This is a genomic window from Chondromyces apiculatus DSM 436, assembly GCF_000601485.1.
Classification (GTDB): domain Bacteria; phylum Myxococcota_A; class Polyangia; order Polyangiales; family Polyangiaceae; genus Chondromyces; species Chondromyces apiculatus.
Genome location: NZ_ASRX01000100.1, coordinates 16883 through 40141 on the forward strand (window position 1 = coordinate 16883; position 23259 = coordinate 40141).

The following is a 23259-nucleotide window of genomic DNA, read 5'->3' on the forward strand; positions in this document are numbered from 1 at the left end:
GCGCGTCGGGCGCGTCTGGCGCGTCTGGCGCGTCTGGCGCGTCGGGCGCGTCGGGCGCGTGAGCCCATGGACACGGGCGCCTCACCCTCGATACGTTCGACGATTGGCATGTACCGTCTCCACACCCCTGCGCGCGCAGTGCTGGCCTTCGCAGCATTCGCCGCGTTCCTCCTCCTCTCCCCGCGCGCCTTCGCGGCAGACCTGATCCTCGACGGCAACGTCGCGGGGCCTGCGGTGTGCCCCGACGGCGGCACGCCCGTCGACACCACCTGCCAGGTCAACGCCACGGCGGGCCAGAACCGAGGGTGTCGCTACGGCGGCGTGAAGACGTTCGGCGTCGTCTCGCTGACGAACAACGCCCTCGTCTGCACCACCGCCTACAACGGTGATCGCGTCAACACGGGGCAGCTCGTGATCAAGGCCGACGTCATCACCGTGGACGCCACCTCGCGCATCTTCGCCAAGGGCACCGGCTACCGGGGGGTCGACTGCGGCGACGGCGAGGGACCGGCGACGGCGCCCCTCTCGGGCGGACGGGGTGGCTGCTCGGTGCTCGACTCGGGCGGCGGCGGCGCCCACTTCGGCAACGGAGGCCGCGGCACCAAGGACTGCCAGAGCTTCGGAGACGCGAACACCTGCCAGTTCCCGCAGGAGTGGGAGGAGGACTGCGGCAACCTCAACGCCGCGGGCACCGCCTGTGTCACCACCACCGAGCCCGGCTTCCCCACCTGCCGCGGCACCGCGAACCCTGCGACGGGCGCCGGCAACGCGCTGCCCACGGTGGCGGGAGGCGCGTTCCGGCACAGCATCTACGACATCGAGTTCGGCGCGGCCGGAGGCGACAAGGGCTGCGCCGACGGCTTCGAGCCTGGCCTGCGCGCCGGCCGGGGCGGCGGTCGCATCGTGCTCTTCGCGGCCAACGGCGCCCAGACCGGCATGATCAGCATCGCCGGCCGCGTCAGCGCCGACGGTCACCGCGGCTGCGCGGTCGGCAACGACTCCGCGGGCGGCGGCGCCGGGGGCGGCGTGCTGATCATCGCCGACCAGGTGAGCATCGCCGCCTCCGCGCGCGTCAGCGCCCGCGGCGGCCGCGGCGGCGACTCCCAGCCCAAGTGCCTGCCCTGCACCGCGAACAACCAGTGCGAGTCGGGGCAGACCTGCCAGGCGGGGCGCTGCGGCCCCTGCAACTGCACCCCCTGCAGCAACAACAGCCAGTGCAACGCCCTCCTCGGCCAGACCTGCAAGAACCTCGGCGGCAACCTCGGCTCCGTCTGCGCCAACAGCAGCAACCAGTGCACGCCCTTCGACCCCACCGACAACGAGATCGAGTGCCGGGCCACCCAGAACAACGGCACCTGTGACGACTGCGCCGGCGGCGGCGGCGGCGGCATCATCAACGTCCAGTCCCGCGTCGGCAACATCCACCCCCAGGCCATCTTCGACGTGCGCGGCGGCGTCGGCGGCATCTGCCCCATCTGCTCCGGCGAGGCTGGCGGCGGCACCGGCGAGCTGCAGATCGACAGCGGCTACGTCGGCGAGATCTGCGACGGCTACGACAACGACTTCGACGGCCAGGTCGACGAGGACCTCGGCATGATCACCTGCCCCGACGGCACCATGATCGCCTCCTGCGTGGGCGGCGAGCCCCAGCTCTGCGCCTTCGACCCCGCCGTGTGCGGCGTCCCCGCCGAGGACGCGCGCCCCCGCTTCGCGATGATCGTCGACACCTCGGGCTCCATGCTCAACGACCTCCAGGGCACCCCGACCTTCGGCGACGGCTCCGTCGACTTCCCGGGTGTCGACACCGCGAGCGACCCCGACACCATCCCCGGCAACAACTCCCGCCTCTTCATCGCCAAGGAGGCCCTCTCCCAGGTCCTCAGCGCCTTCCCCGAGAGCGACTTCGCCCTCGCCCGCTACTACCAGGACGTCGGCGTCAACCGGAGCTGCCAGTCCGCGGCCAACTTCGAGTGCGCGAAGAGCTGCTGCTCCTACGACGACCCCTCGAACAACACGACGCCGCTCTACCCGGCCCTCTACCCGGACAACCAGTGCGTCCTCGCCCAGCTCTACCCGGGCGCGGGCTTCCCGGCGAGCGGCACCTTCACCAGCAACATGCCCATCGGCTGGCTCCCCGAGGCCGCCGAGAACCCCCCCACCTCCGACTGCATCAACTACGCCGGCTCCTGCGGCCCCCCCCGCCGCGGCTCGCAGTTCCTCGTCGGCTTCAACGAGCCCATCAACCGCTACCTCTCCTGGCTCGACGGCACCGAGGACGAAGACGCCCAGTTCGACAGCGGCACCCTGGAGGGCAACCACTGCCCGAACGGCGACTGCGAGCTGCGCGGCTCCGGCCCCACCCCCCTCGCTGGCGCCCTCGAAGCCACCCACGACTACCTGACCCCCATCGTCACCTGCGACGCCGTGAGCGCGTGCCGCTCCTACGCCGCCATCCTCCTCACCGACGGCGCCGAGAGCTGCGGCGGCAACGCCGTCCAGGCCGCCTCCGAGCTGCTCTCGGGCATCAACGGCAAGCCCGTCCCCACCTACGTCATCGGCTTCTCCGTCCTCCCCGCGGAGCAGACCCAGCTCAACCAGATCGCCCAGGCGGGCGGCACCCAGCAGGCCTTCTTCGCCTCCTCGAAGAGCGAGCTCGCCGACGCCCTCGCCGAGATCATCGGCCAGAACCAGCGCTTCGAGATGTGCAACGACCTCGACGACGACTGCGACACCCTGGTCGACGAGGACTTCCCCGAGAAGGGCCTCGTCTGCACCGACGGCGAGCTCGGCGCCTGCCTCGGCGTGGGCACCTACGTCTGCAAGGCCGACGGCACCGGCACCGAGTGCGTCCTCACCGACCCCGGCGCCTCCCCGAGCCCCGAGGTCTGCAACGGCATCGACGACGACTGCGACGGCCTCATCGACGAGGACGACGCGGGCCTCCCGCTCGACTGCCCCACCTGCACCCCCTCGCCCGAGATCTGCGACGGCATCGACAACGACTGCGACCTCAGCATCGACGAAGAGCCCGACGTCTCCCAGAACCAGCCGACCATCTACGGCCAGGACTGCCAGCCCCCCACGGCGCCGAACGACCAGCTCCCCTGCCGCCCCGGCACCGTGCTCTGCATCAACGCCGGCCCGGTCTGCGTCGGCGCCGTCGGCCCCCAGGCCGAGCTTTGCAACGGCCAGGACGACGACTGCGACGGCCTCGCTGACAACGAAGCCCCGTGCCCTGGCGCGAGCCAGTGCGTCTCCGGCCAGTGCGCCATCCCCTGCGACGCCGGCGAATTCGCGTGCCCGCCGGGGCTCCTCTGCAAGGAAGGCTTCTGCCTGAAGGCGACCTGCGACGACATCACCTGCCCCTCTGGCCAGGTCTGCGAAGAGGGCGTCTGCGTCGACCCCTCGGGCACCGGCGGCGGGAGCGCGAGCGGAGGCGGCACCGGCGGCACTGGCGGCACCGGCGGCGACACCTCGAGCACCAGCACCACCACCCCCAGCGGCGGCGGCGAGACGCCCCCCCGCGGCGTCTACGGCCAGGCCGTGGGCGGCGGCGGCTGCGCCACGGCACCGACCGGCGCACGCAGCACCGCATCCGGCGGCTGGCTGATCGTTGCGGCCGCATGCGCCGCAGCGACCGCTCTGCGAAGGCGTGCTGCGAGGCGTGCTCCGAGGCGCGCTCCCCGCAGCGCTTGCGCAAGCAGCACCACCCTCGCCACGGCACGCGCCGACAAGGAGGCCGCATGAACGCGCGCACCCTCCTCGGCACCTCTGGCCTGCTCGCCCTGGCCCTCGGGGCCTTCGTCGCCGCCGGCTGCCAGGGCCCTGCCTACTGCTACGCCGACTGCGAGCCTGCTGCCGGCACGGGCGGCGCTGGCGGCTCCGGTGGCGAGGGCGGCGACGACCTCGGGCTCGGCGGCACCCCCAACCAGGGTGGCGGCCCCCCCTGCACCGCCGACGTGCAGAACGACATCGAGAACTGCGGCGCCTGCGACAACCGCTGCCTCCTCCCCAGCGCCTTCCCCCGCTGCGAGATGGGCGCCTGCGTCATCGACGACTGCGTCGACGGCTCCTACGACCTCGACGGCAACGCCGGGAACGGCTGCGAGTACACCTGCCCCGTCGCCGTGCTCGGCCCCGAGCAGTGCAACGGCATCGACGACGACTGCGACGGCCTCGTCGACGGCGACGACCCCGACCTCGTCTTCCCCACCACCCTCTGCACCATCGTCCCCGGCACCCCTTGCGAGGACACCCAGGTGGTGTGCAACGGCGCCGCTGGCTTCGGCTGCGTGTACCCGCCCGACGTCGAGGTCGTGAGCGGCTTCGTCCGCCACAACGAGACCCGCTGCGACGGCATCGACGGCAACTGCGACGGCGACGTCGACGAGTGGTTCGCCGACCTCGGCGACGACTGCTCCGACAACGCCCTCGGCCAGTGCGCCGATCACGGCGTGCGCATCTGCGACCCCCAGAACGCAGGCCGCACCATCTGCGACCTCTCCGTCCTGCCCGACCCCATGCCCCCGTCCCCCGAGCAGTGCAACGGCGTCGACGACGACTGCGACGGCTTCGTCGACGAGGACCTCCCCCCCTCCGCCTTCGCCATGGCGCCCCTCCTCAGCAACGCCTCGGTGTTCGTGGACCGCTTCGAGGCTTCCCGCCCCGACGCCACCGCCGCCATGCCGGGCATCCTCGAAACCGTCGCCTGCTCGACGTCCGGCGTCCTCCCCTGGACCGGCGGCTCCTTCAGCGAAGCCGAAGCCGCCTGCGCCGCGCGCGGCCCCGGCTTCCGCCTCTGCACCGCCGCCGAGCTGGAGGACGCCTGCCGCGGCGCCACCGACACCCTCTACCCCTACGGCAGCAACTACGCCGGCACGGCCTGCAACGGCGTCGACCGCAACGCGAGCGGCGTCGTGTCGCCCACCGGCAGCATCGCCTCCTGCAACCTGGGCAGCCCCAGCCTCGCCGACCTCTCTGGCAACGTCACCGAGTGGACGCGCACCCAGACCAACGCCGCCCAGGCCCCCGACCGCATCTTCCAGCTCCACGGCGGCTCCTACCTGTCCCCCGCGATGGGCCTCGCCTGCACCATGGAGCTGCCCGCCCGCGCCGCCGAGGGCACGCTCCTCCCCAACATCGGCTTCAGGTGCTGCCGCCAGTAGCTGCGCGCTGCACGGTGAGGGGACGCGCGTCCCCTCGTCGAGACTCAAAACACCACGCGACCACCCTCGAAGCGCACCCCTGCCGAGCGCGGCGTCGCCGACACCAGCTCGATGCTCGTGCTGTTCGTGGCGACGAGCACGATCCCCGTGGCGAGCACCGCCGCGCCCGCCCCGATCGCGACGAACCCTCCCGTGGTGAGCGCCGGGTTGCGCCCCTCCACGATCTTGCCGTCGCTCAGCCTGCTGTCGCTCCCCCCGTACCCGAACGCCAGCATGATCCCGCCCCCTGCCATCGCCACGCCTCCCAGCGCGCTGGCCAGGTAGCCGCCCTGTCGCGCCGCCATGCTCCCGCCGTCCACGTGCACCGTGAGGTCATCGTGGTAGCTCTCCAGGCCGAACCCGCGCGACGGCATCATCCCGGGCGCCCCCACGAAGAAGCTCTGCCCCTTGCGGCCCTCGACCACCTTATCGCAGGGCGCCACGCACGCCGTGCGCACCAGGATCGCCTCCCCCTCGTCATCCGAGATCACCCCATCGATGCGCAGCAGCTTCACCCCGGGCCGGTCCGCCTCGATGTGCACCCGCGGCGTCCCCTTCGTCGGCGGCGGTGACGGGGTAGGGGAGGGGACCGTGGGCGTGGGCTGGGTCGGCCGCGGCGTGTTGCCGGGCGGCTTCGGCGTGGGCCCGGGCGTTGGCGTCGACGGCGCAGGCGGCGCCGGAGGAGCCGGCGTGGGCGTCGAGGGCGCCGGAGGCGTTGGCGCCGGAGGACCCGGGAGAACCGGAGGTGCCGGCGGGGTAGGGGGAGCCGGCGGGGTAGGGGGAGCCGGGGTAGGTGCAGGCGGCGTCGGCGGGGGAGGTGTCGGCGCCGGGCTCGGCGCCGGAGGCGTCGGCGGCGCCGGCTGCACGGGCGGCTTCGGCGGCTTCGAAGGCGTCGGCGGATTCGACGGCGCGGGAGGCGGCGGCGAAGGCGAGGTCTGGGCGAAGGTCGGCTGGGCGAGGACCACGGACCCCAGGACCAGCAGCGTGGGCAGACGCGAGGAGCGCATGATCTTCGGATAGTGGACCCAGCCACCTTCAGCAAGCCACGCCGACCGGACCCGTGGACGAGGAACCGACCAGGATCGACCACGGCGGGGTGCTCGCGGCCAGGTGCGCCCCTACACTTGAAGCATGGGTCGCCACCTGCCGACGGGACCGTACCGCCAGACCCTCTCGACCCCGCGCCCCCGCGCCTCCACCGCGTGGAGCGCCGTGGAGCAGGAGCTCGGCCCTGACGAGCAGCTCCTCTGGGCAGGCCGCCCCAGCCGCGGCGTGCGCTTCTCCCTGGCCGATGCGTACCTGATCGCCTTCGGCCTCGTGTGGGGTGTCTTCGCGGTGATCTGGGAGGCGATGCTCCTCCTCTTCCACGGCCCCTTCTGGTTCCACTTCGTGGGCATCCCCTGCGGCATCTTCGCCGTCCACCTCCTCGTCGGCCGCTTCGTGGTCGACGTGCTTCGCAGGGCCCGCACCCTCTACGCGCTCACCGACCGACGCGCGATCGTCATCGAAGGAGGCGCTGGCGGACGCGTGGTCTCCGTCGCGCTGGGCGAGCGGCTGCCCATGGAGCTGCGCGAGGGCTTCTTCGGATGGGGGACCATCCGCTTCGGCGTCGGCCCGGGCGCGCTGCAGGGACTGAGCTGGCCCGGACTGCAGGGCCTGGAGCCGCCGAGCTTCGTCGGGATCCGCAACGTGCGCGCCGTGTTCGACCTGGCAGCAGAAGTACGACGAAAGCAGCTCGCCGCGCCCCGCGCCCCGCGCGCCCCGCGCTACGCGCCGAATAACACCCGCCGGCTGGCGCGCCAGTCCTGTGTCCCCTGAAGAGTTTTCCCCTGCTGTTTTCGGTGAATACCTCGCTGGTCTCCGACGTCGAACGCATCGCATCGGTCGAGAGCCGTGCCCCACCCGGTGTACACTGCTCACGACTCCACGAGGCGTGACGAACAAGGACTGAAGAGGACCCTATGAACAAGGCTTTTGCGCTCGCTGCTCTGCTCGTGACCTTCGCCGGGACCGCGTTCGCCGGCGACAACCAGACCACCCTGAAGTACGAGGGCGTGACGGCCAAGGTCGGCGCGAAGACGGTCGCTCTGGTGACCGTGGAGCCCACGGCGGGTCGCAAGCTCAACATGGAGTACCCCGCCAAGGTGAAGCTCACCGCCCCCGACGGCGTGACCATCGACAAGGCCTCCCTCACCAAGGCCGACTGGAAGAAGTACTCCGAGAAGGGCGCCGCCTTCGAGGTCGCCTACACGGTGGCCGCCGCCGGCAAGAAGACCATCACCGGCGAGCTGAAGATCGCGACCTGCACCTCGAACGACTGCGTCCCCGAGACGGCCGCCGTCAAGATCGAGGTCGAGGCCAAGTAGTCCTCCCCGCCCGACGGCCGCGACGGCGCCTCCCGCGCACCACGCCGCCCCCTCATCCCCTGTTCCCCAAGCTGGTCCCCTGATCCCTGGCTCTGCGGTCTGCAGAACACCAGGGTAGCGACCACCGGGAGCGTAGGGGCCCACAGGCCCCTGATTCAGGGGACGCAGTACCCCATCACGAGCGCGGGACCTCCGCTGAACACGATCGCATCGAGCAGCCGCTCCTCGCGCACCAGCGCGAGCTGAGGCGCTGCCCTGTCGATGCTGATCGTCCCGCCCGCGTCGGCGAACCCGCACGCCTCTGCCCCGAGCTGCGACCCCACCCGCCACAGCTCCTCCGCCGGCGAGCGCCCCTCGTCGAGGCGCCCCTCCTCCCCACCGCCTCCCCCCTCTGCAACACCCCCACCTCCGCTCCTCCGCAGCGTCACCCGCCTCCCCGTGCGCAGCCGCTCCCCCAGCTCCACCGCGCGCATGTCCTCGAACGGATCGCTCATCACGTGGCTGTCCACCCCCGTGCACAGCCGCACCCCCGCTGCCCGCAGCGCCGTCACGTCGGGCAGCCCATCGCCCAGGTCCCGCTCCGTCGTCGGGCACAGACAGGCGAAAGCGTTCGCCTGACCGAGCAGCGCCGGCTCGTGCGGTGCCAGGTGCGTCGCGTGCACCGCCACGAACCGCTCCGACAGCACCCCCCGGTCCGCGAGCAGCTCCACCGGCCGCCGCCCCGTCTCTGCCAGGCACGCCGCGATCTCCGCCGGCTGCTCGGCCACGTGCATGTGGAGCGGCAGCGCGTGCCTCGCCGCGTACGCCGCGATCTCCGGCAGCCAGTCCGGAGGCACCGCCCGCACGCTGTGGGGCGCCACGCCGATCACCACGTCCTCGGCCCCCGCGTAGCGCGCCCTGAGCGCCTCCACGTCGGCGATGGCCGCCTCCAGCGTCGCATCGCAGAACCGCCGCTGCGCCCCCTCCGGCGCCTTCCCCGCCCCCGCGCGCGCGTAGATCACCCGCAGCAGCGCCACCCGGATCCCTGCCGCCCGCGCCGCCTGGATCACCGCGTCGGCCAGCACCGTCCGCTCCGCGTACGGCACCCCGCCCTGCTGGTGGTGCACGTAGTGGAACTCGCCCACCGTCCGCACCCCCGCCTCACGCAGCTCCCGGTAGGCCACCAGCGAGATCTCGTAGATCGACTCCGGCGTCAGCGCGTCGGCGAGCCCGTACATCGCGGTCCGCCACGACCAGAAGTCGTCCTGCCCCGCGTCTCCTGGGCGCTGCGCCTCGCCCCGCATCCCCCGCTGAAAGGCGTGCGAGTGCGCGCTCGCCAGCGCGGGCAGCTCCACGGATCGGCTGGTCACCCGGATCATCCTCGCCTCACTTTCCCCAGTCCACCGCCGTCCGCCCTGGCGGCGTCACGATGGGCATGTCGTGGAACAGCGCCCGCGCCACGTCCGGCAACGGCGCGCAGGCCTCCTCGCCGAGGTTGTGCACCTCGTCCGGGTCCTTCAGCACGTCGAAACAGTGGAACTCCCCGTCCCACTCCCGCGCCTCGATCTTCATGGGCCCCTGCATCATGCCCCAGTTGCGGAACTCGCACTCCCACACCCAGGTGCAATTCGTGAGCGGCATCGGCCCCAGGTTCCGCCCCGGCCTCGTCACCGGCAGCCCGGGCATCCGCGCCCGGAACGGCGCGAGCGCCGGATCGTCCCACACCCCCACCAGATCCAGCAGCGTCGTCGCCAGGTCGAGGTGCCACACGAAATCGTCCCGCGCGTCCCGCAGGCTCGCCTCTTCCTCCGGCGCAAGCGTCCCTGCCGGCGCATCGACCCAGGTCGGCACCCGGATCTCCTCGTCGTAGAGCGAGCTCGTGTGCCCGAGCTGCCAGTGCTCCCGGAACGACTCCCCGTGATCTGCCGTGTACACGATCACTGTCCGCTTGCCGGCCTCGGTGGAGCGCACGTGATCGATGAGCCTCCCCACCGCCATGTCCGAGAGGTACACCACGTTCTTGTAGTAGTTGCGGAAGCTCTCGTTCTTCTCCGCCGACTTGTTCATCTCACTCGGCTGGAACGGCGCGTGCTCCGGATCGAAGTGGTACGGGTAGTGGACGTTCGAGTAGTGCACCACCGCCAGGAACGGCTCCTGCAGCTCCCCGAACTCCTCCACCACCCGGTCCGTGAGCAACCGATCGTACGCCCCGTAGTCCAGGTCCGCGCGCGCATCGAGCTGCGGCCCCGTCGCCCGGTGCGACACCGGGATGTCCTGCAGGTAGAGCCGCATGTTCCCGAACTCCGTGTGCTGGCTCGTCCAGTACGCCGTGTCCCACCCTGCCGCGTGCGCGTAGTCCCACACGAGCGGCACCCGGTGCAGCGTCTCGAAGCGCTCCGTCGGCGAGACCCCGCTCCACAGGTTGGAGATGGAGATCGCCGTCGTCGAGTCGTGCGCCCGCATCTGCAGGAGCGGGAGCCGGTCCGGCGCCGCGCTGTTCGAGAACGGCGTCGCCAGCGTGCACGCCGGATCCGGATCGACGCACGTCACGTCGAACCGCAGGCTCTCCTGCAGGATCAACAGCACGTTCCGCGGCCGCGCCGGGCTCGCCGTGAGCTTCGGCACCGCCTCCGGTGACCGCCGCTGCACCCGCCGATCCGGCGAGTCGTTGATGATCCCGAGGTGCTCCTTCACCACCGACGTCATCCCGTGCACGTAGATGAAGTCCGGCATCGACGACTGCCACAGCCGGTAGCTCACCGGCACCTGCGTCATCCCCGCGAGCGCCAGCGGCGCCAGCGACGTGCTCACCACCCACGTCACGAACCGCGGCTCCACCCACCGCCGCCCGAGGTGCACCAGGAGCAGCGCCAGCCCGAACGCGACCCCCAGGTGCAGGATCACCCCCACCCGGGAGAGTGGCAGCGTGCACACCACCGACCACGGGATCGACGCCGAGTGGATCTGCGAGTCGTGCGAGCAGTAGAGGTTGTAGAGCCCGTGGTAGGCCCCCTGCACCCCTGCCGCGAGCGTGAAGAAGGCGACGAACACCCCCGCCGCCACCTGCCGCACCACCCCGCGCCGTGGCGACGCCGCGTGCAGCAGGAGCGCCCAGACCACCAGCGACGCCGCCACCGTCGCCGCGTACCCGAGCGCGTGGATCCGATCGAACGTGTGGATGTGCCTCCACCGCCGCACCACATCCGAGGCCAGCAGGATCACCCCCGGCGCGAGCAGCACGACCGCCGCCGGGACACCACGCCGACCCTTTGCCGGGTCGCTCCGATCCTTCACGGCGCTGGACGACCCTTGCGCCTTCCCGCGGGCTCCGCCGGCCGTGGCGGCTGCACCTCCGGATCCCGCGCGTCACCCTGCAGCGCCGTGGGCGGCAACCGCTTCCGGGGCAGCACCCCCGGCCCTGGATCGTTCGGCATCGCCAGCGCCGCCTCGCTCCCCGGAGGCCCCCCGTAGATCGCCGCGGCCAGCGCTGGCAACTCCCCGCACGCCGCTGCCCCGAGATCGCGCTCCTCCTTCGGATCGTCGAGCACGTCGTAGCAGTGCCACTCCCGGTCCCACTCCCGCGCCTCCAGCTTCCGCGAGCCGCGCATCATCCCCCAGTTCCGGAACGCGCAGCCCCAGATGCCCGTGCAGTTGGTGAGCGCCACCGTCGCCGGCCCCCCCAGCGGCCGCAAGAGGCTCCTGCCCACCATCGCCTCGCGGTACTGCGCGAACGCCGGCTCCTCCCAGAGCCCCAGCAGATCGAGCACCGTCGGCGTCACGTCGGTGTGGAACACCAGCTCGTCGCGCGCCGTCCTGAGCGACTGCGCCTCGTCCGCGCGCAGCGCTCCTTCCGGCGCATCGATGAACGCCGGCACCCGGATCTCCTCGTCGAGCACCGCCCCCGTGTGCCCGAGCTGCCCGTGCTCCCGGAACGCCTCCCCGTGGTCGGACGTGAACACGATCACCGTCCGCTCCCCGTAGGGCGCACTCCGGACCGCCCGGATCAGCGACGCGATCGCCTTGTCCTGCCGGTGCACCGCGTTCAGGTACAGGTTCCGGTACCCCTCGTTGTCCTCGGGCGCCTTGCTCGTCGTCGACGGCTGGAACGGCGCGTCCTCCGGGTCCTCCAGGTACGGCACGTGGGTGTTGCCGAAGTGCGCCACCGCGAAGAACGGCTCCCGCATCCGCGGCAGCTCCCCCGCCACCCGCTGCGCGAGCAGCCGATCGTCCGCCCCGAGATCGATGTCCGCCAGCGGATCCAGCTCCGTCGCCCCGCACTGGTGCGAGGTCGGCAGGTCCTGCACGTAGAGCCGCGAGTTCGCGAACATCATGTGGTGGCTGGTCCAGTACGCCGCGTCGAACCCGGCGCTCCGCGCGTAGTCGAACAGCAGCGGATACCCGTGCAGATCGTCCCGCGACGCGATGGGCTGCAGCCCCGACCACAGCACCGCGAGCCCGATCGCCGTCGTCGACGCGTTCGACCGCATCTGCGTCAGCGGGAACCGCTTCGGCAGCGCCGCGTCCACCTCCGGCGTCGCCTGGCAAGCCCCGCGCCCCGCCGGCGCCTCCCCTGGCCGCTCTGCCCCTCCGGGCGCCGAGCACGCCGCATCGGCGCGCACGCTCTCCGTGAGGATGAACAGCACGTTCCGCGGCGCCGCCTGCCGCGCCGACGCCAGGGGCATCGCCGGCACCTTCCTGAGCCCTGGCCGGATCTGCGCCGTCGTCCCCCCGCCCGCGATCTCCTTCACCAGCCCGCCCACCGCGTGGAAGTAGATCACGTCGGGCGTCGACGCCTGCACCTTCCGGTACGAGCAGGGCACGAAGAACACCGCCACCGCCGCGACCGGCGCCGCCACCAGCGCGATCCGCGACGTCACCGTGCGCCGCGGCCGCACCACCCGCCGCGCCATCCAGAGCAGCGCCGACGCCCCCAGCGCCGGCAGCAGCATCGACTGCAGGAAGTTCTTCCCGTCGGCCCCGAGCTGGCTGAACAGGCTCTCCGCGAGCGAGGTCCCGAACAGCGTCGCATCGAGGTTCAGGTACGTCGCATACTGCCGGTGGAAGTAGAGCTGCCCCCCCACCGCGAGCGACGCGAACCCCACGAACAGCGCGCTCGCCGCCCAGCGCAGCGCCCGCCTCCGGCTCGACGCCGCGTACAGCAGGAGCCCCCACAGCGCCGCGCTCTCCACCACCGCGCCCAGGTAGCTCACCACGTGGATCCCACCCAGCTCTGCGAGCCGGTCCGCCCGCAGGCACACGTCCACCACCACCACGAGCAGCGCCGGCAAGAGCAGCACCAGCCTGGAGAGGATCCGCCGCGTACGCGCGACCCCACGCAGCCGCGCCACCTTGCCGCGGCCACGCCGGGGCGCGGAGGCGGGACCACCGTTCTGCAACTCGGGGGTGAGCACGTTGTTTCGCACGTCGGGGGCGCAAGCCTAGCCAGGATTCTCCTGCCCTGGAACCAGGGTGTCGCCCGCCCGTCACCGGATTGTCTCCCGATTTGACCGAAGCCCTGCTTGTTTGCCGGCAACAAAGCCCCCCCTTCCCGCAACTCTCTCCCGCTGCTCCTGCCAGGCGGACCCCGCACTTCTGGCGCACCAGAAATGCTTCGACGTGCCTGCGCGCCCTGCGCTACGACCCCTCACCGCGCATGCCCCAGCAGCTCTCTCTCCCGCTCGACGCGCGGACCAGCGCGCGGACCGACGCTCCCCCTGCATCGTCACCCTCTCCCATCCCCCTCCCGGCATCCTCGGCCACCCCGACCGACGAGCCCCGCGCCGCATCTCCCGACCCCGCGCCGGCCCGGCCAGATCGCACGGAAGCCTCGCCACCCTCCGAAGCCTCCGAAGCCTCCGAAGCCTCCGAAGCTTCCGACGACGTCAAGCAGCTCAGCGCCGACCTCGAAGCCGCCCTCGTGCGCGAGCTGATGGCGACCTACCAGCAGGTCAACTACAGCCACTTCCGCCGCAAGCTGCAGCCCCCCTCCATCCTCCTCTCGGACGCCACGGGCCGCCTCGGGCGCTGGATCTCCGACGCCCGCGCCATCGAGATCTCGCGCCGCCTCGTCCTGGAGAAGCCCTGGGGCGTCGTCGTCGAGGTCCTCAAGCACGAGATGGCGCACCAGTACGTCTTCGAGGTCCTCAAGGTCACCTCCGAGACCGCGCACGGCCCCCGCTTCCGCGAGGTCTGCGAGAAGCTCGGCATCGACGCCCTCGCTGCCGGCATGCCCACGGCCGTCACCAGCGCCGAGGAGAACCGCATCCTCGAACGCATCGCCCGCCTCATGGCCCTTGCCGAGAGCGCCAACGTCCACGAGGCCGAGTCCGCCATGGCCGCGGCCCAGCGCCTCATGCTCAAGTACAACCTCGACCTCGAGCAGGCCCGCGCCACCCGCCGCTACAGCTTCCGCCACCTCGGCAAGCCCACCGGCCGCGTCACCGAGAGCGAGCGCATCGTCAGCGGCATCCTCGGCAAGCACTTCTTCGTCGAGGTCATCTGGGTCCCCGTCTACCTCCCCCTCGAAGGCAAGCGCGGCAGCGTCATGGAGATCTGCGGCACCCCGGCCAACCTGGAGATGGCCGCCTATGTGCACGCCTTCCTCCTCCACACTGCCGAGCAGCTCTGGCTCGCCCACAAGCGCGACCAGCGCATCCAGGGGAACCGCGACCGCCGCACCTTCCTCGCCGGCGTGATGCTCGGCTTCCTCGAAAAGCTCAACACGGAGCGCAAGCGCGAGATCTCGAAAGGCCTCGTCTGGGTCCAGGACGCCGACCTCCAGAGCTTCTACCGCACCCGCTACCCCCACGTGCACCACGTCAAGCACACCGGCAACCAGCGCACCGAGGCCCACGCCCACGGCCGCGAAGCCGGCCGCCGCATCGACCTCCGCCCACCGCTCGAAGGCGAGTCCCGCCGCGGCCTCATGCTCCCGCCGAAGCGCGGCTGAGCGGCTGCCTGCCCGCGTCCCGTGCCATACTCCCTCCCATGTCCCTGAGCCGCTACGAGCGAGGCGCCGTCGTCGCCGAGCTCTCCGACACCACCGCCGACGTGGCCCGTCGCATGCGTGACTTCCACATCGGCGCCGTGGTCGTGGTCCGCGAGGGCCGCGTCATCGGCATCGTCACCGACCGCGACCTCGTCCTCCGGGTGATCGCCGAAGGCCTCGACCCTGCAACCACCCGCGTCGAGACCGTCGTCACCTACGACCCCACCACCGTCGCCCGCGACGAGAGCATCGAGACCGCCCTCCGCCTCATGCGCGATCGCTGCGTCCGCCGCCTCCCCATCGTCGACGGAGGCGGCAAGGTCACCGGCATCGTCACCGCCGACGACCTCCTCTCCCTCCTCACCCAGGAGCTCGCCGACCTCGGCGTCGGCATCCGCGACAACGTCGACGCCACCGAGAGCCGCTGACCCGCCCCATGCCCCTGCGCCCCGCGATCGGCATCGACGACTTCCGGCGCCTGCGCGAGGACGGCCTCGCTTACGTCGACAAGTCCCATTTCATCGCCGAGCTGCTCGACAAGGAAGGCGTCCAGGTCCTGCTCCTCCCGCGCCCCCGGCGCTTCGGCAAGACCCTCAACCTCAGCATGCTGCGCTGGTTCTTCGAGTGCCGCGACGAGGACCTCTCGTCCCTCTTCGCCGACCTCCGCATCTGGCAAGCCGGGCCCCACGTCCGCGCCCACTTCCAGCGCTACCCGGTCATTTCCCTCTCCCTCAAGGGCACCAAGGCCGCCACCTACGACCAGTGCTGGGACGCCCTCCGCAAGAAGCTCGAAGTCCTCTTCGACGAGCACCGCAGCCTCCTCGACGCCGGCCTCCTCAGCGACCGCGAGCAAGCCGACTACCGCGCCGTGCTCGACGGCACCGCGAGCTGGGCGACCTACACCCGGGCCCTCCTCGACCTCTCCGCCTACCTGCACCGCCGCCACGGCGAGCGCGTCATCCTCCTCCTCGACGAGTACGACGAGCCCCTCCACGCCGCCCATGTCGGCGGCTACCTCCCCCAGATCCTCGACTTCTCCCGCGCCTTCCTCACCGAGGCTCTCAAGGGCAACCCCCACCTCTTCAAGGCCGTCCTCACCGGCGTCCTCCGCGTCGCCCGCGAGAACATCTTTTCCGGCCTCAACAACCTCGCCGTCTACACCCTGCTCGCCACCGAGATGCGCACCTGCTTCGGCTTCACCGAGGACGAGGTCACCTCCCTCCTCGCCAGCGCCGGCCGCAGCGACCTCCGCGACCCGGTGCGCGCCTGGTACGACGGCTACCGCTTCGGCGGCGAGACCATCTACAACCCCTGGTCGATCCTCAGCTTCCTCGACCGCGAGGACAAGCTCCTGCGCGGCTACTGGATCAACACCAGCGGCAACGACCTCACCCGCGAGCTTCTCCAGCAGCACGCCCTGACCCTCGAAGACGACTTCCAGACCCTCCTCGAAGGCGGCGCCATCGAGCGTCGCCTCGACGAGCACGTCGCCCTCGCGCACCTCGACGACCGCGAAGACGCCCTCTGGAGCCTCCTCGTCTTCTCTGGCTACCTCAAGGCCGAACCCGGCCACGGCCAGCCCGGCGAGGAGCCCCCCTACCGTCTCTCCATCCCCAACCGCGAAGTGCGCGAGGTCTACACCACCACCTTCCGCGACTGGCTGGAGGACCGCCTCAAGGCGCACGGCGGCAGCATCCGTCGCCTCACCAGCGCCCTCCTCGACGGCGACGCCGAGCGCGTCGAAGCGCAGCTCCAGGCCTTCACCGCCGACCTCCTCTCCCACCACGACCTCCACCCCCGCGACCCCGAGCGCATCTACCAGGCCTTCCTCGTCGGCCTCCTCGCCGCGCTGGAGCCGGCCTACCAGGTCCGCTCCAACCGCGAATCCGGCCACGGCCGCCCCGACGTGCTCATTCGCTCCGCCCAGCCCGGACACCCTGGCGTGGTGCTGGAGCTGAAGGTGGCCCGCGCTGGTCGCAAGACGCTGGAGCAGGCCTTGGAGGAGGGCATCGACCAGCTCCAGCGCGCAGACTACGCCGCCGAGCTGAGGGCCGCAGGGGCCACCCCCATCCACCAGCTCGCCGTGGCCTTCGATGGAAAGCGGGTCCGCGTCGCTGCAGCCTCGCTCTGAACGGCGTGGTCGTGCTGCGGAGCTGGGTGGGCTCCGCGCAGCCTTGGCGCTGCGTTCATGCCGCGAGCAGGGTACTCTCTCGCGGTACCACGATGGGACAGCCCGCCGAGAAGCAGCATCGACCCGCCACGTACGCCGATCTCGACGCCGTCCCGGAGCACCTCGTCGCGGAGCTTCTCCACGGCGTGCTGTACACCTTCCCGCGCCCGGCGACGCCGCACACGAACGCTGCCTCGTACCTCGCTGCCGACTTGATCACTCCCTTCGGGCGAGGTCGAGGTGGCCCCGGAGGCTGGCACATCTACGTGGATCCCAGGCTGCACCTCGGGCCGCACGTGCTCGTCCCCGACCTCGCCGGCTGGCGCAGGGAGCGGGTGCCGCAGATGCCGCGCGCCCCGGCCATCACCATCGCGCCCGACTGGCTGTGCGAGGTGCTGTCACCCTCGACGGCGGCCCACGATCGCATCCGGAAGATGCCGATGTACGCCGCCGCGAACGTGCCCTGGCTGTGGCTCGTCGACCCTCTGCTGCGCACCCTCGAAGTCTTCCACCTCAACGCCAGCGGGTGGTACGAGCAGCAGCAGGCATTCGCCGACGACGAGGTGGTCCGTGCCCAGCCCTTCGCCGACATCGCGCTGGAACTGGCGGGCTGGTGGGAGGGCGTGGCGCCAGAAGGGGACGCGGCACCCGGGACCTGACGTCGCGACGCCTGCCAGGATGGACCCCCGGGAGTCCGGTTGGGCCACCGGGTCCACCAGCCTCTGGCGACCCCAGTGGCTCGCGCCCTACCGCCCGTGAGAGATTCGCCTCTGCATGTCGAGGTGGTCCATGGGTGGCGGGCTTGGTCGGTGGCTGATGAACGTGGTCCTCGGGGCCATGCTGGTGATGATGTTGCTCTCCGCGCTGGGCTGCGCCGCGGGCGACAGCGCGGGAGGCGCTGCCGCGGACAGGGTCCGGCAACGCTTCCCCGCGCACGCCGACGAGGTGCTTGGCAGCGCCACCGGGGACGCGCCAGCCGTGACCTCCACCGGCTTCGCGCTGGGCACACCCGGACCGCGCGGCACCTGGCAGCGCCTCCGCGCCGAGCTCCCCCAGGAAGGCCAGGGCTGGCTTCGCCTCGTGGCGCGCGGCGGCTTCTCGGTGCGCGTGCGTGAGACGGGCGTCGTGGGCGCCGGCGCGGTCGTCGACGGCGCGGTGAGCTACGACCGGGCCGGCGGTGCCTCCTTCTGGCGCACCGAGGCGGGCGGCATCGAGGAGTGGCTCCTCCTCGACCCCGGCGCGGACACCGTGACCTGGGAGGTGGAGGGCGCTACCTTGCGCCAGCGCGGCGACGACGTGGAGCTGCTCGACCCCGAAGGGCGCACCCGCATGCGCGTGACGGCCCCGCGCGCCTTCGCCGCGAGCGGCAGCGCGCTCCCTGTCCGCCTCGAAGCCCAGGGCGCCCGCGTCGCCTTGCGCGTCGACGCCGGTGACCAGCTCGCGCTCGTCGACCCCCTGTGGCTCTCGGTAGCCCCCATGAACGAGGAGCGCGACCAGGGGCACACCACGACGCTCCTCCCCGGCGGCGAGGTCCTGGTCACCGGCGGCCTCGGCATCTCGGGCGTGCTGGCGAGCGCCGAGCGGTACGACCCTGGGACGGACACCTGGACGCTCGTCTCTCCCATGCTCCAGCCACACATTGGCCACACCGCCACCCTCCTCGACAACGGCGATATCCTCGTCGCAGGAGGCGACGGGCCTTCCGAGCTGTACGACCCTGCCGCCGACACCTGGACCGCCGCCGCTCCCCTCGCCGGCGGCCGCTGGAACCACACCGCCACCGCCGTCGGCGCTGGCCGCGTCCTCGTCGCCGGCGGTATCAACTCCGCGAGTGTCGAACTCGGGACCCTCTTCCTGTACGACCCTACCCTCGACACATGGACCCTCGCGTCCTCCGTGATCCAGGCCCGCTTGGGACACACCGCCACCCCCTTCTCGGACGGCCGCGTCCTCATCACCGGCGGCTCCCAGAACGGGATCTCCCTGGCGCTCGCCGAGCTGTACGATCCTTCCACCGACACCTTGTCCGCCGTCCCGGCGATGACGGAAGCCCGCGAGTCCCACACGGCCACCCTCCTCGACGACGGCCGCGTCCTCATCGCTGGCGGACGGAACATCGACGTCCACTCCGGCACCGCAGAGCTGTACGACCCGTCCACGAACGGATGGACGCTGACGCCCCCCCTCATCGGCAATCGCGCCTTCCACACCGCCACGCGCCTCGACGATGGCCAGGTCCTCCTGACGGGAGGCTTCGACGCGAACAGCGAAGTGTTCGCCAGCGCCGAACTCTTCGATCCTGTGCTGAGCACCTGGTCGAGCGCCCCCGCGCTGAACGTCCCGCGCACCCTCCACCAAGCCACCCTCCTCATGGACGGCAGGGTCCTCGTCACGGGCGGCTCCGCGCCGGGCACCGAGCTGTACGAGCCTTCCTCTCCGAACCCGTGGTCGCCCACGTCCTCCATGCTCCACGCGCGGGCGGAGCACACCGCCACCCTCCTGGGGAGCGGCAGGGTTCTCGTCGCTGGCGGCGCAGGGACCAGCGACGCTCTCATCCAGGCGGAGCTGTACGACCCGCTGACGGCCACCTGGACCGGCGCCGCTCCGATGAACCAGGCGCGCGCCCGCCACACCGCCACGCTCCTCGCCGATGGCCGGCTGCTGGTCGTCGCTGGCACCGCGGCCGGGGCGCTCCTCCCGAGCGCGGAGATCTACGATCCGGCGACGAGCGCCTGGAGCGACGCTGCCCCGCTGATCGACACCGAGGCCCGCGAGCGCCACACCGCCACCTTGCTCCCTGGAGGCCTGGTCCTCATCGCAGGTGGCGCCGGAACTGCGGGCTCTACCTCGTCCGCCGTCCGCTACCAGCCAGCGATGAATCAGTGGATTCCCACCTCGCCCATGAGCACCGCCCGCGAGTCCCACACGGCCACGAGGCTCGCCGACGACCGCGTCCTCGTCACGGGCGGCTATTCCCAGGGCAGCACCACCAGCACGGCCGAGATCTACAACCCTGCGGACGACACCTGGACTCCCGCCGCTCCCATGCTCAACCCGCGGCAGAGCCACACGGCCACCCTCCTCCCGGATGGCACCGTCCTCGTCGCCGGTGACAAGACGGTCGCCGCCTCCCTCACGCTTACCGGCGGCAGCGCGAACCTCGGCGAACCCCCCACGACTGCCGAGCTGTACGACCCTGTAAACGGCACCTGGACCATGGTGGGCACCGTCCACTCTGCGCGCTCCTTCCACACGGCGACCCTTCTGCCTGGCGCGCGCGTCCTCCTCGCCGGCGGTCGCATCGGCACCATCTTCTCGACCTCGAGCGCCGCTGCCTTCAGCCCCCTGACCTCCCTCTGGTCCCCGGAAGGCACCATGCACGAAGCCCGCCTCGGCCACACGGCGACCCTCCTGCCGGACGGCACCGTCCTCGTCGCTGGCGGCTACTCGGGCAGCGACCCCCTCGCCAGCGCCGATCTCTACGGCGCCACCGCCCCTGGCGAAGGCACCCCCTGCACCACCGCCGCCGACTGCAGCACCGGCTTCTGCGCCGACGGCGTCTGCTGCAACGCCGCCTGCGACAGCCCCTGCCTCGCCTGCACTGCCGCCATCAAGGGCAGCGGCACCGACGGCCAGTGCGGCCCCATCGCCGCCGGCACCGACCCCGGCGAAGACTGCTTCCCCGACGGCAACGCCTGCGGCAACACCGGCCAGTGCGATGGCAGCGGCGCCTGCCAGCAGCAGCCCCAAGGCCTCTCCTGCGGCGCCACCTCCTGCAACGGCTCCAGCACCCTCTTCACCTTCCAGTGCGACGGCCTCGGCGCCTGCGTCGAGTCCTTCCAGTCCTGCGGCAGCTACCGCTGCGCCGGCAGCGCCTGCCGCACGAGCTGCAACACCGACCTCCAGTGCACCGTCGAGTACTACTGCACCATGAACGGCGCCTGTGAGTCCTACAAGCCCAACGGCGCTCACTGCGCCCTCGCCCGCGAGTGCGCCTCGGGCGCCTGCCTCGCCGGCACCTGCCAGAGCGACTTCGACGGCGACAGCATCCCCGACGAGAACGACAACTGCCTGGAGGTCGCCAACACCCCCCAGAAGGACACCGACGCCGACGGCCTCGGTGATGCCTGCGACCCTGACGACGACGACGACGGCGTCCTCGACGCGGCCGACAACTGCCCCACCTTCGCGAACTCCGGTCAGGCCGACACCAACGGTGACGGCGTCGGGAATGAGTGCGACTGCACGGACCCCGCCAACTCCGACGGCGACCCCTGCGACGACGGCAACGCCTGCACCCTCACCGACACCTGCCAGAGCGGCGTCTGCACCGGCGGTAACCCCTACGTCTGCCCCCCGCCCAACCCTCTCGCCTGCCGCTTCGCCCTCTGCCAGGCCGCCACTGGCTCCTGCGCGGATCTCCTCAAGGTCGACGGCTCCCCTTGCCCCGACGGCGAGTGCATCGCTGGCGGCTGCTTCTCCGGCCAGCTCCCTGGCGACCCCACCGGCAGCGGCGGCGCTGGCGGCTCCACCGGCGAGGGCGGCTCCACCGGCGAGGGAGGCGGCTCCCCCACCACCACCGGCACCGGCACCGGCAGCGGCGGCGACTCCGGACCGAGCCTGAGCGGCGACGGCACCCTGCGCCTCCACGGCGGTGGCTGCGCCGTCGCCTCCACCCCTGGCAGCACCGTCGACGCTGGCGACGCTGGCGACGCTGGTGACGCTGGCGACGCTGGCGACGCTGGCGACATCGACGACCGTGACGCGCCCCGCAACGCACCCCGCAGTGGGAGCACCGCGCCCTTGCTGCTCGTGGCCGCCGCCGCCCTCGCCCACCGCCGCACCCGGCAGCGCTGCCTCTCAACAATGGTCAGGTGAGCTGGTCCCCGTCATCCAGCGCGGCTCACGGGCAGCGCGGGATGCGGATGTCCTGCTGCAGCTCGCTGGCGTGCGCGCTCACGCCGTTGAAGCGCACCAGCAGCTCGGTCGGGAGGATGCTCACCACCTCGATCGTCCCGTCGGTGAACGAGCCCCCGCCGCCCGAGCAGATCTCCGGGTCGTTGCTCGGGAGCTGCTCGCTCGCGAAGCTGTTGAGGTTCGGGTCCGCGAGGTCGTAGATCCCGGGCGTCTGGTACGCGAGCGGCAGCGACACGCCCACGTGCCACTCCGCGACGGTGCAGTCCTCGTTGAACCCGAAGGGATCGCCGCAGGTCGGCCCGTAGTTGCCGAGGATCACGTGCAGCGTGTCGGGATCGACGCCGCCGCCCGACGTCGACGACGACGAGTCCCCGCCGTTGTCGGGCGGGAACTGGCTGGCATACAGCGCGATCGCCTCCGTCTGACCCACCGGCCCCACCCCGCCGCAGTGGAACAGGTCGTGGGTGCCGTTCACCTCGACCTCCGGCACACCGCTGAGCGTGACGGAGAGCCCCGTGGCGTCGGAGCTGACCACCTCCAGCGTCCCTCCGGTCAGCATCCCCAGCGACGCCATGCAGGTGTTGGGGTCGGGGCCGTGGCCCTCGGTGGTGAAGCTGGTGGTGATGTCCGGATCGGGCAGCATGTACACCCCAGGCGCCTGCCGCGACGGTCCCAGCACGACGGTCAGGTGCCACTCGGTCGGGCAGCCGTTCCCGCCCGACGGAGTCGGGTCCGCGCACAGCGGCGTCTCCGAGCCCAGCTCCAGCGTGAGCGTCCCCGGTTCCCCGCCCCAGGGCTCATCCGCGGCGTCGAAGACGACCCCGTCGTATCCGCTGGGGGTCACGGTGCCGCCGACGCCGCCGCTTCCGCCGGTGTTGACGCCGCCGGACCCGCCGGCGCCTCCCGCGCCTCCCGACGAATCGGTCCCGCCGATGACGGTGGGCTCCAGGCACGCCGTGGTGACCGTGGAGAGGAGTGCGCAAGCTGCAAGGAGAAGGTGCTTCCGGGAAGAAGTTGAGCTGAACATGCCCCCTTCATGGCCGACCCCTTCCGCGAGCTTCACGGAAAATGCATCTTCCTGATCCGGATGCGTCGACCCCCCCTGCGTGCCCCTGGAAACAGCCCTGAACGAGGCCCCGGGCGGGACCCGTGACCCAGGACATGACCAAGGTCCTCCTCACGGCAGCCCTGCTGCTCCTCGCCTCCTCTGCCTCCATCGCCCATGCCGCGGAGGGCTTGAGACCCATCGAGGAGGCCATCACCCTCGGCGCGCACCGCTGCCTCGAAGGCGGCAAGCTCGCGGAGCACGTCGGCATGTGGCTGAAGACCCGCGACCTCGACACCCGCCTCGCCATCGAGGTCGCCGAGACCCCGGAGGGCGTGCGCTTCGTCGTCCGCCGCGAGGGCACGGTCCTCGGTGAGCGCACCCTCGCAGTCCGCGACGTCGCCTGCCCCGAGATCCACGCTGCCGTCGCCCTCGGCATCGCCAGCGCCATCGACGCCACCCTCCTCGTCGACCTCGGCCTCGCGCCCCCCCGCCCCCCCGAGCCCGCCCCCCCTGCTCCTTCCCCGACCGCCGCGCCAGATCCCGCGACGACCCCTCCTGGCGCCGCCGCCCCCGGGATGTTCCCCCCT

16 protein-coding genes are annotated in these 23259 nt (G+C 71.8%); 11 read left to right on the forward strand and 5 right to left on the reverse strand.

Annotation, left to right across the window (positions count from 1 at the left end; all coding sequences use genetic code 11):
* The first annotated feature begins 108 nt into the window (after positions 1-108).
* Positions 109-3747: a vWA domain-containing protein gene (locus CAP_RS46585; RefSeq protein WP_052376776.1), complete on the forward strand. Its 3639-nt coding sequence runs from the start codon at positions 109-111 to the stop codon at positions 3745-3747.
* Positions 3744-5165: a formylglycine-generating enzyme family protein gene (locus CAP_RS39510; RefSeq protein WP_044250617.1), complete on the forward strand. Its 1422-nt coding sequence runs from the start codon at positions 3744-3746 to the stop codon at positions 5163-5165. The genes CAP_RS46585 and CAP_RS39510 overlap by 4 nt, the downstream gene beginning before the upstream one ends.
* Positions 5166-5209: 44 nt before the next feature.
* On the opposite strand, the gene CAP_RS39515 is transcribed toward CAP_RS39510, so the two are convergent.
* A complete protein-coding gene (locus tag CAP_RS39515; RefSeq protein WP_044250619.1) occupies positions 5210-5746 on the reverse strand; it encodes a hypothetical protein in 537 nt (178 codons plus the stop codon).
* Here CAP_RS39515 and CAP_RS53000 point away from each other — a divergent pair.
* From CAP_RS53000 to CAP_RS39530, 3 genes are all read left to right on the forward strand, one after another.
* Positions 5739-6224, forward strand: a complete 486-nt coding sequence (locus CAP_RS53000) for a hypothetical protein (protein WP_197041550.1) — start codon at positions 5739-5741, stop codon at positions 6222-6224. The two genes, CAP_RS39515 and CAP_RS53000, sit on opposite strands and share 8 nt — an antisense overlap.
* 111 nt (positions 6225-6335) lie before the next feature.
* A complete protein-coding gene (locus CAP_RS46590) occupies positions 6336-7022 on the forward strand; it encodes a hypothetical protein (RefSeq protein WP_052376778.1) in 687 nt (228 codons plus the stop codon).
* Between the two features lie 143 nt (positions 7023-7165).
* Complete coding sequence (locus CAP_RS39530; protein WP_044250621.1) at positions 7166-7570, forward strand: hypothetical protein; 405 nt, start codon at positions 7166-7168, stop codon at positions 7568-7570.
* 155 nt (positions 7571-7725) lie between these two features.
* On the opposite strand, the gene CAP_RS39535 is transcribed toward CAP_RS39530, so the two are convergent.
* Genes CAP_RS39535 through CAP_RS39545 form a run of 3 tightly spaced genes read right to left on the reverse strand, consistent with a single transcriptional unit; the run spans position 7726 to position 12972 of the window.
* Positions 7726-8928, reverse strand: a complete 1203-nt coding sequence (locus tag CAP_RS39535; protein ID WP_231511972.1) for a formimidoylglutamate deiminase — start codon at positions 8926-8928, stop codon at positions 7726-7728.
* 7 nt (positions 8929-8935) lie between these two features.
* Positions 8936-10843, reverse strand: a complete 1908-nt coding sequence (locus tag CAP_RS39540; protein WP_081865744.1) for a sulfatase-like hydrolase/transferase — start codon at positions 10841-10843, stop codon at positions 8936-8938.
* Positions 10840-12972: a sulfatase-like hydrolase/transferase gene (locus CAP_RS39545; protein WP_052376779.1), complete on the reverse strand. Its 2133-nt coding sequence runs from the start codon at positions 12970-12972 to the stop codon at positions 10840-10842. The genes CAP_RS39540 and CAP_RS39545 overlap by 4 nt, the downstream gene beginning before the upstream one ends.
* A 230-nt stretch (positions 12973-13202) precedes the next feature.
* Here CAP_RS39545 and CAP_RS39550 point away from each other — a divergent pair, with 230 nt between their 5' ends.
* From CAP_RS39550 to CAP_RS46595, 5 genes are all read left to right on the forward strand, one after another.
* On the forward strand, positions 13203-14498 hold the full coding sequence (locus CAP_RS39550; RefSeq protein ID WP_231511973.1) for a DUF2786 domain-containing protein: 1296 nt from the start codon (positions 13203-13205) through the stop codon (positions 14496-14498).
* A 38-nt stretch (positions 14499-14536) separates the two neighbouring features.
* Entirely contained in the window at positions 14537-14965 is a 429-nt protein-coding gene (locus CAP_RS39555; protein ID WP_044250622.1) for a CBS domain-containing protein, read from the forward strand.
* An 8-nt stretch (positions 14966-14973) separates the two neighbouring features.
* Complete coding sequence (locus tag CAP_RS39560) at positions 14974-16668, forward strand: AAA family ATPase (RefSeq protein WP_044250624.1); 1695 nt, start codon at positions 14974-14976, stop codon at positions 16666-16668.
* Positions 16669-16760: 92 nt separating this feature from the next.
* Positions 16761-17366, forward strand: coding sequence for a Uma2 family endonuclease (locus CAP_RS39565; RefSeq protein ID WP_044250625.1), 606 nt, complete (start codon positions 16761-16763; stop codon positions 17364-17366).
* 115 nt (positions 17367-17481) lie between these two features.
* On the forward strand, positions 17482-21585 hold the full coding sequence (locus CAP_RS46595; protein WP_156041558.1) for a Kelch repeat-containing protein: 4104 nt from the start codon (positions 17482-17484) through the stop codon (positions 21583-21585).
* 25 nt (positions 21586-21610) lie between these two features.
* Here the strand turns inward: CAP_RS46595 and CAP_RS39575 are convergent, their stop codons facing one another.
* Entirely contained in the window at positions 21611-22687 is a 1077-nt protein-coding gene (locus tag CAP_RS39575) for a hypothetical protein (protein ID WP_044250627.1), read from the reverse strand.
* Positions 22688-22773: 86 nt separating this feature from the next.
* Between CAP_RS39575 and CAP_RS39580 the strand changes: the two genes are divergently transcribed.
* A partial coding sequence (locus CAP_RS39580) for a hypothetical protein (protein ID WP_044250629.1) occupies positions 22774-23259 on the forward strand: 486 nt, incomplete at its 3' end.